20 protein-coding genes are annotated in these 14,236 nt (G+C 62.2%); 11 read left to right on the top strand and 9 right to left on the bottom strand.

Going from position 1 to position 14,236, the window contains the following annotated elements; genetic code table 11:
• Nucleotides 1-68: 68 nt before the first annotated feature.
• From ACUXUR_RS24910 to ACUXUR_RS24930, 5 genes are read right to left on the bottom strand one after another with little or no spacing between them, the layout of a single operon-like run.
• The gene (locus ACUXUR_RS24910) at nt 69-443 is read right to left on the bottom strand and encodes a hypothetical protein (RefSeq protein WP_445505039.1); all 375 of its coding nucleotides are present in this window, start codon (nt 441-443) and stop codon (nt 69-71) included.
• The gene (locus ACUXUR_RS24915) at nt 436-630 is read right to left on the bottom strand and encodes a hypothetical protein (protein WP_445505040.1); all 195 of its coding nucleotides are present in this window, start codon (nt 628-630) and stop codon (nt 436-438) included. The genes ACUXUR_RS24910 and ACUXUR_RS24915 overlap by 8 nt, the downstream gene beginning before the upstream one ends.
• On the bottom strand, nt 630-2,084 hold the full coding sequence (locus ACUXUR_RS24920) for a DEAD/DEAH box helicase (RefSeq protein ID WP_445505041.1): 1,455 nt from the start codon (nt 2,082-2,084) through the stop codon (nt 630-632). Before ACUXUR_RS24920 ends, ACUXUR_RS24915 begins: the two co-directional genes overlap by 1 nt.
• Nucleotides 2,081-3,142 (bottom strand): DNA-methyltransferase, encoded by a 1,062-nt coding sequence (locus ACUXUR_RS24925; protein ID WP_445505042.1) that lies wholly within the window; start codon nt 3,140-3,142, stop codon nt 2,081-2,083. Before ACUXUR_RS24925 ends, ACUXUR_RS24920 begins: the two co-directional genes overlap by 4 nt.
• Nucleotides 3,143-3,144: 2 nt before the next feature.
• Entirely contained in the window at nt 3,145-3,465 is a 321-nt protein-coding gene (locus ACUXUR_RS24930) for a hypothetical protein (protein ID WP_445505043.1), read from the bottom strand.
• 106 nt (nt 3,466-3,571) lie between these two features.
• Here ACUXUR_RS24930 and ACUXUR_RS24935 point away from each other — a divergent pair, with 106 nt between their 5' ends.
• From ACUXUR_RS24935 to ACUXUR_RS24985, 11 genes are all read left to right on the top strand, one after another.
• Nucleotides 3,572-3,784: a hypothetical protein gene (locus ACUXUR_RS24935; protein ID WP_445505044.1), complete on the top strand. Its 213-nt coding sequence runs from the start codon at nt 3,572-3,574 to the stop codon at nt 3,782-3,784.
• A 1-nt stretch (nt 3,785) separates the two neighbouring features.
• Nucleotides 3,786-4,616 carry a PD-(D/E)XK nuclease-like domain-containing protein gene (locus ACUXUR_RS24940; protein ID WP_445505045.1) on the top strand — a complete coding sequence of 277 codons (831 nt, stop codon included), beginning with the start codon at nt 3,786-3,788 and terminating at the stop codon, nt 4,614-4,616.
• A 37-nt stretch (nt 4,617-4,653) separates the two neighbouring features.
• Nucleotides 4,654-5,610, top strand: a complete 957-nt coding sequence (locus tag ACUXUR_RS24945) for a recombinase RecT (protein WP_445505046.1) — start codon at nt 4,654-4,656, stop codon at nt 5,608-5,610.
• Between the two features lie 72 nt (nt 5,611-5,682).
• Nucleotides 5,683-5,991, top strand: a complete 309-nt coding sequence (locus ACUXUR_RS24950) for a hypothetical protein (protein ID WP_445505047.1) — start codon at nt 5,683-5,685, stop codon at nt 5,989-5,991.
• A gap of 152 nt (nt 5,992-6,143) precedes the next feature.
• A complete protein-coding gene (locus ACUXUR_RS24955; protein WP_445505048.1) occupies nt 6,144-6,416 on the top strand; it encodes a hypothetical protein in 273 nt (90 codons plus the stop codon).
• Entirely contained in the window at nt 6,413-7,099 is a 687-nt protein-coding gene (gene parA, locus ACUXUR_RS24960) for a ParA family partition ATPase (protein WP_445505049.1), read from the top strand. Before ACUXUR_RS24955 ends, parA begins: the two co-directional genes overlap by 4 nt.
• Entirely contained in the window at nt 7,092-7,319 is a 228-nt protein-coding gene (locus tag ACUXUR_RS24965) for a hypothetical protein (protein ID WP_445505050.1), read from the top strand. The genes parA and ACUXUR_RS24965 overlap by 8 nt, the downstream gene beginning before the upstream one ends.
• 89 nt (nt 7,320-7,408) lie before the next feature.
• Nucleotides 7,409-8,032, top strand: a complete 624-nt coding sequence (locus ACUXUR_RS24970) for a hypothetical protein (protein ID WP_445505051.1) — start codon at nt 7,409-7,411, stop codon at nt 8,030-8,032.
• Between the two features lie 219 nt (nt 8,033-8,251).
• Nucleotides 8,252-8,497 (top strand): hypothetical protein, encoded by a 246-nt coding sequence (locus tag ACUXUR_RS24975; protein WP_445505052.1) that lies wholly within the window; start codon nt 8,252-8,254, stop codon nt 8,495-8,497.
• A gap of 3 nt (nt 8,498-8,500) precedes the next feature.
• Nucleotides 8,501-9,865, top strand: coding sequence for an ISL3 family transposase (locus ACUXUR_RS24980; RefSeq protein WP_445505053.1), 1,365 nt, complete (start codon nt 8,501-8,503; stop codon nt 9,863-9,865).
• A gap of 14 nt (nt 9,866-9,879) precedes the next feature.
• Nucleotides 9,880-10,080, top strand: coding sequence for a hypothetical protein (locus tag ACUXUR_RS24985; RefSeq protein ID WP_445505054.1), 201 nt, complete (start codon nt 9,880-9,882; stop codon nt 10,078-10,080).
• 88 nt (nt 10,081-10,168) lie between these two features.
• Here ACUXUR_RS24985 and ACUXUR_RS24990 read toward each other — a convergent pair whose 3' ends face one another.
• From ACUXUR_RS24990 to ACUXUR_RS25005, 4 genes are read right to left on the bottom strand one after another with little or no spacing between them, the layout of a single operon-like run.
• Nucleotides 10,169-10,501, bottom strand: a complete 333-nt coding sequence (locus ACUXUR_RS24990; RefSeq protein ID WP_445505055.1) for a hypothetical protein — start codon at nt 10,499-10,501, stop codon at nt 10,169-10,171.
• Nucleotides 10,502-10,503: 2 nt separating this feature from the next.
• A complete protein-coding gene (locus tag ACUXUR_RS24995) occupies nt 10,504-10,983 on the bottom strand; it encodes a 3TM-type holin (RefSeq protein WP_445505056.1) in 480 nt (159 codons plus the stop codon).
• Entirely contained in the window at nt 10,980-11,783 is an 804-nt protein-coding gene (locus ACUXUR_RS25000) for a hypothetical protein (protein ID WP_445505057.1), read from the bottom strand. The genes ACUXUR_RS24995 and ACUXUR_RS25000 overlap by 4 nt, the downstream gene beginning before the upstream one ends.
• A gap of 9 nt (nt 11,784-11,792) precedes the next feature.
• The gene (locus tag ACUXUR_RS25005; protein ID WP_445505058.1) at nt 11,793-14,147 is read right to left on the bottom strand and encodes a right-handed parallel beta-helix repeat-containing protein; all 2,355 of its coding nucleotides are present in this window, start codon (nt 14,145-14,147) and stop codon (nt 11,793-11,795) included.
• Nucleotides 14,148-14,236: the final 89 nt, after the last annotated feature.

The following is a 14,236-nucleotide window of genomic DNA, read 5'->3' on the forward strand; positions in this document are numbered from 1 at the left end:
GTAGGACTGCTGGAAGATTGTCTTCGGGCTTCGTCAGTTGCGCTCAAAGGAACGGTTGCGCGCGGCTCTCACGGCACCCTCTCTATATCGTCCGGCGACCGCACCACCTTGGCAATGCCGCCTAGCTTGCGGACCATCTCAATGAACCGCTTCTGATCGGCGGTCGCCTGGAGCTTGCCGGTCTTCGCTTCGTAGGCCGTGAACACGCCGACCGTCTTGCCGACCATGTCCGGCGTCACCAGCACGGGCGTGATCCCGATAATGTCCGAGGAGCCCACGCACAAGCCCGCATGAAACGGCCGGGCTTCCGTCACGACCACCTGGTGCCCGTTGCGGATCACCTTGCCGACCCAGGCCATGCCCGTGTTCTGCCGGAAGAGCCGCGCGCCCATCTCGGACGCGCGCAGGAGGATCGGGTTGATGAGTTCGTCGCGTTCAGCCATTGCGCAGCGCCTCTATAGCGGCGACGGCCAGTTTCCGCAGGTCAACATGCCCGTCTATCTGAACGCGTTCTTTCTCCGTGTCGGTCTCGTCCTCTTCGACATAGATCCAGCCGGAGCGCTCTTTCTCAGCTACCAGAGCCTGGAACATCGCCGCCACCACCTTATCGACTTCTGCAATCGTAGCCATCACCACCACCTCTGTGTCTGCACCTGGTGCTCCATGCGCCGCGCCGCCGCAGCCTGCCGGCCCTTGGCGTACTTCGCGCGCACCGTCATCATGTTGGCCGCCCACCCGACCGGATCCTTGTAGCCCCGGCGCTTGCCCAGGCTGATCAGATCCTCCACCGTCTTGGCCTCTTTCTCTTCAGCCTTGCGGGCCTCGCGTAAGCGCACGGGATCGACCTCTTCCAGCACGCCGTCGATCTGCTCGACCTCGCGCGCCTGGGGCGTGGCCGACCGGTAGTCGTGCCCGCAATAGGAGCATTTCGGCAGGCCCGCCTTATGCACACCGAAGCACGACGGGCATTGCTTCACGGAGCCGGATTGCGTCTTGCTCTTGCGCTCCATGCCTTCGAGCTTCCACTCTCGCTCGTCATCAGGGAGACCGTGCCGTAGGAGGTTGCCTGCGTGGTCGAGGATAATTGCCGGTTCACCCTTCGGACGGAGCGCACGGCCCACCTGCTGCAGGTGGAGCCCGAGGGATTGTGTAGGGCGGGCCAAACCCACAGCCTCGATCGTGACAGACATGCCCGCTTGTGCACTGAGATCATAACCCTCTCCAAATAAGTCTACGTTGCTAAGTACCATGAGATCGCCGCGCGCAAGCGCCTGCGCCGCCATGGCCCGTTCAGCCCGGCCCGTATTGCCGTCGAGATGCATGGCCGGAATCCCGGCGGCGTTGAACGTATCCGCGATGTGCTGCGAATGCTTGATCGACACCGCGAAATAAACCGCGCGCTTGCCCGCCGCGAGATGCCGGTAATGGTTCACCATGTCCCCGATGATCGCGCTGCGGTCCATGGCGTCGTCGAGCTCGCCCTTGGCATAGTCGCCCATGCGGGACTTGACGCCTGACAGATCCGGCATGGACGGCGCGAACGCGCGATAGCGTGAGAGATAACCCTGATCCATGAGCCAGGCAGGATCCGGCCCGCGCACCATGGCGCCCGCGTAATCGTTCAGCCCGCGCCCGTCGAGACGCACAGGCGTGGCGGACAGAAGAATGTGCTTGGACTTGGCCGCCCACGCGAACACCTTGGCCCACGACCCGGCGGCGATGTGATGCGCCTCGTCCCACACGATCAGGTCCGGAGGCGTCAGCAGGTGCAGGCGCTTGACGAGCGTGTTGATGCTGCAGATCTGCGTCGGATGCGCCGCATGCCACGGCCAGCCCGCCGCGATGAACGCATGATCGACGCCCACGTTGTCGAGCGTCTGCGATGTCTGATCGATCAGGAAATCCCGGTTGCACACGAACCACGCGCGCAGGCCCTTGGATCGAGCCGACCGCATCATGAAGGCGGACAGAACCGTCTTGCCGCCACCCGTGGGCAGTTGCGCCAGGACCGACTGATGCCGGCGCAGTTCCGCGCGGATGGAGGCGATCATGTCCTCCTGGAAGGGGCGCAGTTGAATGGTCATTCTGCGGACTCCAGGGCAACGCCCGCAAACATACCCGCGTCACCTTCGATCCTGCGGCGAGCCATGGCGGCATAGTCGGGATTGAGTTCGATCAGGACGGCATTGCGCCCGAGGCGGTCGGCCACAAGCCCGGTTGTGCCGGCGCCGCCGAAGGGGTCGAGCACGGTACCGCCGGCCGGGCATCCGGCTTTGATGCAGGGCTCAATCAGGGAAGGCGGGAAGGTTGCAAAGTGCGCCTCACTGAATGGCTGCGTGGCGACCGTCCAGACGTTTCTCAGATTGCGAGAGCCATATTGACGCCCGTTCTCAGCCTCAAAGGCGGAGAGCCCTTTGTGCGGCCGAGACGCTGGCGGCCGCGCGGAGGACTCCGTCTCGCGTGAGCGCATGACCCGCTTGTTGCCGACGGCGGTTCGTTTGCCGGTAGCGTTGTTGTCGATGTTCCCGCCAACATAGGCCCCGCCGCGAAAGCCATTGGCATCCTCGTCGCTGGCGCGGGCTTCTTTCACCGACGCGTGGTCGTAGTAGTACCGTTCCGACTTCGCCAGCAGGAAAATGTTTTCATGCGCGCTCGTCGGCCGGTCCGTGACGCTCTCAGGCATCGGGTTCGGCTTGTGCCAAATGATCGACGAGCGCAGCCACCACCCGTCATCTTGCAGGGCGAAGGCGACACGCCACGGGATGCCGATTAGATCCTTGGGCTTCAAGCCGGGCATATGCGGGCGCTTGCGGCGCACAGCCCACGACGGAACGGAGCCGTCGGCCGCGACCGTGTTCTTGCCAACGTTGCCGCCGCCGCCCCACTTGTCAGTGTTGCAGTAGCTATCTCCGAGGTTCAGCCAGAGCGTCCCGTCAGCCCGCAGCACCCGCCGCACTTCACGGAACACATCAACCATGGTCTGGACGAACTCGGCCGGCGTTGGTTCAAGGCCAATCTGCCCAGCCACGCCATAGTCGCGCAGGCCAAAATATGGCGGCGATGTCACCACGCAATGCACGGACTCGTCGGGCAGGTCCTTAAGACGTTCTCGCACGTCACCAACAAGAATACGAACAGCCACGCTTAAGCCCCCATCCCCGCCAGAACCGTGCGCAGATAGCGCTTGTCGATCGTCATTCCCGGTTCAAGCGGACGCTTGCAGCACGGGCAGATATGCTCGTCGAGGCATTGCGAGACCGCATGAATGTCGAGCCCTAGCGCCTTCGCCCGCTCCATGATCTTGATGTTGTAATGCGTGGGAACGTGCCCGTGATTGCCTCGGTAGGCCTCGCTGTCCCAGCGCGATATGACGGACTTACTGACGCCCAATTCCGTCGCGAGCTTTGTCACCCCTCCGAACAGCTCGAATAACTTCCGGGCTTTTGTCTCTCGATATTCAGCCATTCGGATTACCTCACCGGTCAAAATTTCAGCGAACATATTTAAGCACGTTGACAAGCGGCGAACAATAGATATTTTGAGTGATGTTGGCATGAATATGGAGCTGAAAATGCAGCCGGGAATTACTGAGACAAGCGGAGCGAAGCACGCAAGGGACGCCGGACGGCTTGAAGCGGCCGTGCGTTTGGGCGTGGCCATGCGCCAGGCACAGGCCGCCTACTTCAAGGACCGCACCCGCGAGAACCTGATTGCCTCAAAGGTTGCCGAGAAGGAATTCGACACGGCGGCCCGGGTCGCCCTTGAAGAGATGGAGGGCCACTGACATGCAGCCGGGAATTTACGACATCTCGAACGAGGCCTACCATTCCGGGCCCGGAATCTCGAAGTCAGGCCTGTGGACGATCTGGAACCAGACGCCCGCGCACTACTATGCAGGCCTGCAGGAGCAGACCGACACCAGCGACGACGCCAAGGACTTCGGGTCGGCCGCGCACGCCGCCATCCTGGAACCGGAAGTGTTCGAGGAGAAGTTCTTCTGCGGCCCGGACGTGCGCCGCAACACCAATGTCTGGAAGGACGCCGCCGCCTACGCCGCCCAGCACGGCAAGACGATTTTAAAACCCTCCGATTACGCCGCCGTCGAGCGCCTGCGCGACCAGGCGGCCAAGCACCCGATCCTGCGCGCCCTGACCACCGACGCCGATCTGGAGCAATCCGCCTACTGGATCGACGAGGAGACCGGCGAGCTGTGCCGCGTGAGGCCCGACGCCTATTCGCGCAAGCACAAACTGATCGGGGATTTAAAAACCACCACCAGCGCCGCGCATGACAAATGGATCCGCCGCGCGGTCGATTTCGGCTATCACGTCCAGGAGCCGTTCTATTCCGACGGCTGGAGCCTGGCCGGCGGCGGCGACGTGGACGGGTTCGTGTTCGTCGTTGTCGAGCGCGACCCCCCTCACCTGTTCGCGGTCTACGAACTCGACCCGGACAGCGTCGAGGAGGGCCGCCAGATCTACCGCGCGGCGCTCAAGATCTACGCCGACTGCCGCAAGACCAATTCCTGGCCCGGCTATGCCGACACGGTGCAGGAGATGCGCCTGCCCAAGTGGGCGTTCCGCTTCGTTCAGCCGCAGCTCGACGCCGCCGAATAACCCTTCCCATCGCTCACATATTGAACAGGATATACCTATGGCCGGAACCGCTTTGACCACCGCCAAACCGAAGAACCAAGTCGTTGCCGCGATCGAGGGGCGAACCAAGTCTATTGCGGAGCTTTTGCCGCGCAATCTGCCCAGCGAAAGGTTTCTTAATACTTTCTGGGCCACGATGCGGCGCCAGCCCGAACTAAAGGACTGTGATCCTCAGTCTGTTTTGGACTGCGTTTCTAAAGCCGCGCAAGACGGGCTGATCATTGACGGCCGGGAGGCGGCAATTGTTACATTCAACGCTAAGAAAAAGGTGAAGAATGAACGGGGCCAATGGGTCGAGGAATACGTGAAAACGGCCCAATATATCCCAATGCGCAATGGACTTATAAAAAGAATTAGAAATACTGGGGAAGTCAGCACACTTGACCAGACGGTTGTTTATGAGGAAGAAATCGCTCAAGGACGATTCGTCTGGAAGGCCGGCGACGACGGGTATATCAAGCATGAGCCGATCTATGACCGTGATCCAGGCAAACCAGTCCTTGTTTATAGCATCGCTCGGCTTCGTGATGGCTCCATTTCGCGCTGCGTTATGCGGAGGGATCAGGTCGACAAGATTAGGGCCCGGTCCCGCTCCGCTAATTCAGGGCCTTGGGTGACCGATTATGAAGAGATGATGAAGAAAACCTGCCTGCGGCGCCATTCCAAAGACCTACCCATGGACGCCGACCTGCGCAGGATCTTCGAGAGCGACGACTACGACGGCGGAACGACCCTTGAGGGTGAGGCGGAAGAGGTCAAAGCACCCGACGCCCAGCCCGCAAGGCCCACTCGAAAGCGCCAGGGGGCAGCGGCAGCAGTTCTCAATCAAGAGACCCCGCACGACCCCGAGACCGGCGAAATCGAGGATGCAGAGTTCAGAGAGGCGCACGACGAGGCGCCGACTGAGCAGACCACGGACGACCTGGGGGACACAACCGAAGGCGACGTGATCTGAAGACGGAGGGGCTGGTGCAGCAACACCTGCCCTTTCGAGAACAAGAAAAACTAACCTTGAAGGAAAAAGCAGATGGCTAGACAAGCCGGTTACGAAATCGTCCTGCGGCTCCGCCTGCCGGTGGACCAGAAGGATATCTCCGACACGATCGCGAAGGCCAAGGCTGTGCAGAAGGCAGAGGGCGGCGACATTGCCGGCCTGCTGGACAGCCAGGAATTCGAGATCAAGGAATTCAAGCAGACCTTCACGAGCTGGAACACCGGCACCGGCCGGGCCGGAGAGGAAGAGACGGACGAGGAGTCTGCCTCATCCCAGCAGCAGCGCGGCGGACGATTTGGCCGAACCGTCGCGCAGCGATACGAGGAAGTCACCCTCAACTAAGAAGTAGGGCCAGGAAGAGGGCGGCCTGAGCGCCGTCCTTTTTCCGGCCCGTCTAATCGTAAAACCGCAAAGGCGTATTTACGAGACGCTTGACGCGCAAGGGAAGCGGGTTATCGTAGATACGCTTTTACGGCACAGACGGGGAATTAGAGATGAGCAAGCAATTCTGGTACCGCGCGCCTTTTGAAAAGGAGGCTCGTTTCCACGACCAACCAGACCCGAGGGCCATTTATCGAGAAATCGAAAGGCAGGACCGGGCAGAAGCCGAAGCGATGCGCTCCACTGTCCTGGCCGCGAGGATGGAACAAGACAAGGCGCTTGGCCTAGTCACCTATTACAATGGCAAGCGGCTGGATGAATTGTCCGACGAGGAGCTTAGCGAGGCAGAAGAAGAATTGCGCGCTGTCCGGAGGGCACGCCCGTGATCATCGGCATCATCAATCAAAAGGGCGGCGTCGGCAAAACGAGCGTATCCACCAACGTGGCTCACGTCTACGCCAGTCAGGGCGCGCGCGTGCTGCTCGTGGACGCCGACCCGCAGTCGAAGAGCGCCACCCGATGGAGCTCGGCCCGCGAGATCGAGCAACTGTTCCCGGTCATCGGCATGGCCAAGCCCACGCTGCACAAGGACCTGCCGGCGGTCGCGAAGAATTACGACATTACGATTATCGACGGTGCCCCGCAGCTCGCGGAGATCGGCCGCTCCGTGGTCCTCGCCAGCGACATGGTGGTGATCCCGGTCCAGCCCTCGCCCTATGACGTGTGGTCCGCAGCCGACACCGTGGCGCTCGTGAACGAGGCGCGCGTGTTTAAGGAAAATCTGAAAGCCGTGTTTGCGGTCAATCGCAAAATCCCAAATACGGTGATCGGCCGTGAGGTGACGGAGGCCTTGGCGCAGTACGAGATTCCGACGCTCAAGACGCACATCGTTTCGCGCGTGGCGTTCTCCGAGAGCGCCGCGGAAGGATTGGCGGTCGAAGAGTACGAGCCGAACAATCCTGCCGCTGAAGAGATCCGCAACCTCGCCGCCGAGATCCGCAGGGCTGGCGACGACTACGAGGCCATGCTTGCGGACGTGGCCACAGCATTAGGAACCCCGAATGGCTAAGAAGACAGGCCTCACCAAGGCCCCGCCCAAGCCGCGCACGGCGGACGAATTCGTGATGGCCGGCCGCCAGATCCAGCCCGCAGCCGGCGAGCCCATGAAGCGGTTCACGCTCGACGTGCCGCGCTCGCTGCACACCCGGATCAAGAAGGCCTGCGCCGATCGCGGCGAGCCGATGGCGGACGTGCTGCGCGAGATCCTGGAGCGCGAGTTCCCGCGCTGATCCACGCGTTCAAACGTTCGTTTAGAAACGTAGATCAGAGCGCCTGAATAAAATCTCGGCGTTCCTAATTAGGAAAATAGGAGCAGACAGTGATTGCTGCGTTGTATGTCGAAACCGATGGCGCGTACTTTGGCCTTCCCGGCGTAGATCCTTGGGATGTCACAAGAGACGCCCGCACCTATGCCGGACCTCATCCGGTCGTGGCGCACCCGCCCTGTCAGCGGTGGGGCCGCTACTGGCACGGCGCACCCAACAAGCCGCATCAGTACAAGCTCGGCGCGGATCAAGGATGCTTCGCTGCCGCCCTTAACTCAGTGCGCAATTTCGGCGGTGTGCTTGAGCATCCGAAAGACTCACACGCCTGGCGCTACTTCGGCCTAGCAATCCCACCTGGCACAGGCGGATGGATAAAGGCAGACGACTTCGGTGGCTGGACCTGCTGCGTTGAACAGGGCCACTACGGTCATTTCTCCCGCAAGGCGACCTGGCTCTATGCGGCTGGTGTCGATCTGCCGGAACTGAAATGGGGCAAGAGCGGCCAGCGCATCCATCCTCGCGCCCTCGAACTGCATGGTTATGAGAAGGCGCGGCGGATCGGCTGGATGGCAATGATCGGGGGCAAGGACAAGACCCGCATTCGCGATGCCACACCAGCTGAGTTCCGCGACCTCCTGATTTCAATCGCACGAACTGCCGTCAGACAGGCCGCTTAGGCGCTTTGTACACTTTCGCTTGTTGCGAGCATCTGATCGTTTGAAGACGTTTCTGAAACACAGGAACTCCGAGGCGCGGACAATACCAGTTGCCGCAACGGAAGGATTATTTTACTGGAATCCGGCACAGCAAAGGAAAAATGGGTATTCGGATTTTAGTGTTGAAACGGACATGGTTCATGCTACTCTCATTTCGGATTTAAGTGTGGAGAATAAGACATGACGTTCGACCCGGCTAAACCTGTCCGCCTCCGCAATGGCTGGAAGGCTCGCATCATCTGCACCGACCGCCGCGACAACTCTATGCCCATCGTCTATCTCTACGACGACGGCTCCGGGGAAGGTGTGCGCTGCGCCTTTGCCAATGGCATGGCGACAGAAGCGCCCGACGACGAGAATATTGATTTGGCGGTTGAGCCGAACCCATACGACCTGATCAACGTCGATGTGGATACCGGCTCCTAAGGTATGGTCAACGCTCTCTATCTGGACGATTGGACCGTGGAGAAGCTGCACAAAACCAAAAACGGCTACCGGCTTGAGGCTCGATACGATGTCGAGCCCAGCCATTGCCCGAAGTGCGGCTCGATCCGGAAGCCCTACGGCCATGGGCCGAGGGTGATCGAATACGTCGATGCTCCGGTCCACGGCTGGCGCACGGTCGTAGACGTTGAGGTTCAACGCTATCGCTGTCGCGACTGCGGCGGAACGTTCATGCAACCCCTGCCCGACATGGACCCCAAGCGGCAGATGACCCGCCGCTGTGTCGAGCACATCAAGGAACAAGGTCTTCTCCGTCCCTATACGCAACTCGCCCGCGAGATCGGCGTGACGGAGAAGACCGTCCGCGACATCTGTAACGAGGAGATCGACAGACTTCTGGCGTCTCACCAACCCTATGCCCCGGTCATCCTCGGGATCGACGAACTGACGCTCCTCCATAAGAAGCGCACCATCTTCACCGATGTGGGCGAGCGCCGTGTGATCGACCTGATGGACGGTATGAACCGCTCTCAGGTGGACCGCTGGCTCTACACCCTGCCCAACCGGAAGCGCATCCAGTTGGTCACGATGGACATGTGGGGGCCTTACCGCGAGGCCGTCCGAGCGATCCTGCCGGAAGCCATCATCGTGGCCGACAGGTGGCACATCCAGAAGAAGGTCAACGAACTCCTGGACGTGATCCGCAACCGGCAGCGCAGAGCGGCCAAGGGGAAGGCCCGCAAGAACCCGTGGAAGGCGCGACGGCTGATCCAGGCCCGCGGCAAGAACCTCTCGCCGCAGAGGGCGCTTCTTCTCGACGGGATGCTGAAGAACAACGACCTTCTCTCGGCGGCTTGGCACACCAAGGAGGCGTTCTACGATATCTGGGACGCGGCGAACCGGAGCGAGGCGGAAGCCCTCTTCGACCACTGGAAGGCCAATCTTCCCAGCGAGGTCCAGGGAGACTTTGGGGCTCTCGCCAAGACCGTCGAGAACTGGCGGGAGGAGGTCTTCGTCTACTTCGACCACCGCTACACCAACGCCTACACTGAGTCCGCTAACGGGCTGATCAAGATCGTCAACCGTGCGGGCCGTGGCTATCGGTTTGAGGCTATCCGGGCCAAGGCGCTGACCATGCCGAGGCTCAATGAGAAGCGTTGGATGGTCTGTGAGTCCTGCCTGGGGCAGTTCCCGGTAAGCACTGACCACTTCCTTCCGGCAGCCCATCTTGAAGGACTCGCCATGTCGCACCCTCCTCAGAACGGCTTCGTCATATGTTGGCGGTGCAATCAATTCCACACCGACGAGTGGTTCACGCATCATGCTAAATCCACACCTAAATCCGAATAGCCGGAAAAATACCCATGGGGCCAATAGCAATCGGATATGTTCATCACGAGGAAGAGGGTGCCCTCTCCAAGAACTTCTTCCCCGGAGAGGAGCAGGAAATCGCCCAATGGCTGGCGCAGTGGCAGGAGGATCAAAAGGTTCTGTTCTGCTCGATCTTCTATCCGGGCGACCGTAGCAAGGCCGAGCTTTCCTACGATTCCGCCGAAAACCGCTAGGGTTATCAAAGAGAAAGCGGCCCGCGCCAGCCATTCCTAACGCGAGCCGCCCTATCCCACCGCAGAAGGAGGCGAAGCGGCGGAGATCCTATGGGCCGTGGTTGCCCTTGATGAACTCCTTGACGAGATCCTGAAGCTGCGAGCCGAGCTTCTCGATGGCCTTGGCGAGGCGTTCTTCGACTTCCCGCAGCACCTCGCGCGACACAAGCCGCTCCGCCTGCGTGATCTGGTGCGCGTTCACCGAGGCCTGCAGGATGGCGATCTTCTCGTGTGCCTTGTCGGCCTTGTCCTCCGCCTCCTGCGCCCGCTTCTCGGCCGCCAGGGCTTTCTGCTCCGCCAGGATCCAGAACCGGATCACGCCCAGAGCCGCAGCCCCGATCATGAAGATGGTCGACAGGTTGATGTCCCAGGAAAACTGCATGGTCAGCGCCCGCCCATGATGCTCTTGATCGTGTGGCCGCCGCCATAGATCGCGAGCCAGAGCCCCGAGAAGGCGAGAAGGTGCTCCCACGGAATGATCGGAACCGGGACGCCGGACAGAACCTGCACGGTCCATCCCACGCAGACGTTCCACAGCCACATGAAGATCAGCATCCATGACAGCGCCGGCCGCCAGCCGGAATGCCAGAAACTCTTTTCGACCTCGGCCAGCGCCAGGGCGGACTGCGCCTGGTTGGCCTGCGTCATGTAGCCGAGTTCAGCGCGGGCCTTCTCCACGAAAGCGGTGAGCAGCTCCGGGGTCGCCTCGATCTGCTGCTGCACCTGCCGGGCGTCGTCCGTGCCGAAGACCACCTTGGCCGCATCGGTCACCTTCCCGGCTGCGGCCCCGGCGTTCTTGCCGGCGAACAACCCGATCAGGTCGGGCGCGTATTGGAGGAGCAGTCCAATGATCGGGGGCATCATGCTTTCCTTCCGAACAGGGCTTCGAGCAACGCCTTCAGCCCCGCATAGAGCCAGCCCGTCTTCACGGGCTCCGGGATCGGTTCGATATCCGGCGGCGGCGGGACGGGATGAGCGTCCGCAACAGGGATGGATTCAGGCTTCTCCACGGGCGTGGCCGCGCGCAGGGCCGCGAGGAACTTGCGGTAATAGACCGCCACGTCCGCCGCCCGATCGAGCCCGTTGACGATCCGGCGCGCGTTGTACGGGTCCTCGAGGCCGGGCCCGAAATAATCGGAAAGCTTCTTGCCGGTGAACCAGCCATCGGCCATGCCGCAGTACAGGATCAGCGCCGCGATCTTGGGATCCGTGGCAAGATCCGGACGGGTGAGCAGATCGATGCCGAGGATGCGCGAGGCCCGCGCGTAGTTCTCGCGGCCCGTGATCTGGACAAGCCCGCGCCCGCGATAGAGCCAGCCGTCGTCCGCGCCGACATTGCCCATGCGTCCGCCATAGACCCGGTTCGCGAGGGCCTGCGGGTTGCGCACATAGGGCCTGGCCGAAGCATCGGACGGGAACCGCGACGGCCACACCGCCCGGATACGGGCCACCGACGAATAGTTCAGATTCTCCGTTACCGGCTGCATGGTCGCGTCGGTCTCGTGGAAGGCGGTCGCGAGGCAATAGGCGAGGGGCTCCGGTGCGAACCGGGCCGGGGCTGCGTCGAGCATGGCTTCCATGCCCCGCACCTGCGTTTCCGTCAGCCGTCCGCCAAACAGCGAGGCGCGCACGCTCCTGAAGAATTCGGCCCGGTCGAGATTCATGCCTGCCCCTTAAACCAGATTGTCCGCTTGAGCGTTGCCGGTGCCGGTGCCGATGCTGACGGCACCCATCGACCGGATGTTGTTGGCGTACATCGACGAATAGGTGGTGTTGTTGTCGAACACGATCGCGGCTGTCGCCGAGGTGCCCGTCGCCATCGCCGCCGTGTTGCCGCTGACGTTGACGCGCGAGGATCCCGACGCCGCCGATGCTGTCACGGCAATGGCGCTACCGGTGGCCCCGGTCAGCATCTCGATCGTCTGTCCACCACCCACCGCCATCGTGATGCAGTCGGTGAGGCGGATGCCGTTGTTCGCGCCCGCCACATCGTTGATGGTGTTGCCGGAGATGCTGCCGCCCTTCACCTGGTTCGCGAAGATGCCGTGCGAGCCGGGCGCGGTAATGACGTTGCCGCTGATCGCGACACCGCGCAGTTTCACTGCGTTGCCGGGATCCGTCACCGTAATGCCGGTCACGCCCGGCTGAATGATGTCGTTGCCCTTGACGACCACCGTGCGCCAGGTCGCATTCGTGCCGCGCGTGCCGCGATAGACGTAGATGCCCCGGTCTCCGCAGACCTCGATCGTGTTATCGGAGATGGTGATATCGCCGTCGAAATCGCTTTCGTTGCGGGCGCTGATGCCCGCAAGTGTCGCGTTCCGGATGGTGTTGCCCGACACCTTGGCCGAACGGCATTCGATGTTGATGCCGTTCCCCGATGCCCCGGTCACGGTGTTGCCTTCGATCGTAATATTCTCGGCAGCGCCGTGCGTGTCGATCGCGTCCCCGCCCGCGCCGCCGATCGTGGTAGCCGAGAGAAAGACGCTGTTGTTGGCGAACGTGATGCGCCGCGTGACACCGCCGGGCGAGACGCTGTTATTCGTCGAGAAGGCGTGCCGCACGTCCTGAAAGTGGTTGCCCTGGACGACGATATCCTGCGAGGCGTCGGCCACGCTCACGCCGTACCCGGTGCCGTTGGTGCGTGCCTTGTAGATGAAGCAGTCGCGCACCGTGGAATTGATCGTGTCCTGCAGCATCACCGCGCGGTCGTCGAATTCCTCGAAGCGGCAATGCGAGATCAGCACGTTCTGACCGAGCACGATAACGACGCCGCGCTGCGCGTTGTCGTCGGTCGCGCGACCGATCGCCCCGAGATTGATCAGGCGCAGGTTTTTCAGCGGGAAGACGGGAGCGATCGTCGGGCTCGAGGAGTAGGTGCCCTGCAGCGGGTTGAACACCGTCATGGCGCCTGTGCCGCCGTTCGATGTCCTGACGATATTGAACTCGCCCTGGAACGTGTTGGTGTTGCTGGCGTCGAACTTGTTGGCCGAGGCGATCCGGACCAGCGTGTCGCGCGGCATGAGCGCGGCATCGCTCGCCGTCACCGTCAGATTCTGGCCACCCTTGGCGTCGATGGTGATCGCGGGCTTGGCCGAACCCAGCGAGCCCGACCCGGACAGGAGTGTCAGGCCGGCGGCAGCATTCGAGACATTGAAGAAGGCGTTGCGCAGTTCGAGATCGGAACGGACCGTCAGGCCGGTATCGACGCGGTAGCTCTTGCCGAGGCCGTCGACCACGGGTGAACCGGAATCGATCGCGGCCTGGATCGCGTTGCGGTCGTCGGTGGCGTTGTCGCCCTTCGCGCCGAACATGAGCGGCGTCACGACCCGTTCGGCCACCTTCCACTTGGCGCCGTCGGCCGACAGGAACGTGCCGGCAGCGTCTCTCACGAGAAGCGCCCCGCCGCCGTCGCCCGCCGTGGTGTACCCTATCGTTCGGACGTAGCTCACCGGAGCCGGGACGTTCGCCAAGGCGAGCGCCGCCACCGTCGAGTATTCGACGCCCGCAGGAAGCGGCGCGACCGTGATATCGCGCAGGTCCATGGCGCCGGTCTCAGTGAACCAGAGCGCACGCCCGGCACGCGCCGCGACACTGGGGAAGACGAGGCCGCTGTCCCCCACCGGAGCCAGCACGGCCCGCTCGTGCAGATCGTCGTTCTCGCCCGCGAGCTGCTGGATCTGCATCGAAAGAAGGTCGAGTGCGTCCTCGTGCACCTTGGCGTGGAAGGCGCCCTGATTGCCGATCCGGTCGGGCTGCGAGAACGGCACGTCGCGCACCACCCGCACCTTGACGGGAGCGGCCAGCGGAGCCGTGGGCGACAGGGGATAGGTCACGGTGCCGCCGGCATCCTCACCGACGCCCGAGACGGTAAAGCCCGACGTGACCGTGGCGGTCACGCCGTTGCCGTCCGTCACCTCAAGCTGGACATGCGAGGCGTCCACGACCTTGAACGGGAAGGCCCAGTCCCGGTTGACGCCATCGGCGGCCCACAGAGAGGAACGCCCGTTTCCAACCGGAACAGTCATGGTCATGCCTTCCAAAACGCATTACATATTCGGCATCCTTTTTAACGGGTTTGGTCTGATATTTCTAGGCGTGAATTTCGGTTGACATA

Source organism: Microvirga medicaginis (genome assembly GCF_052658925.1).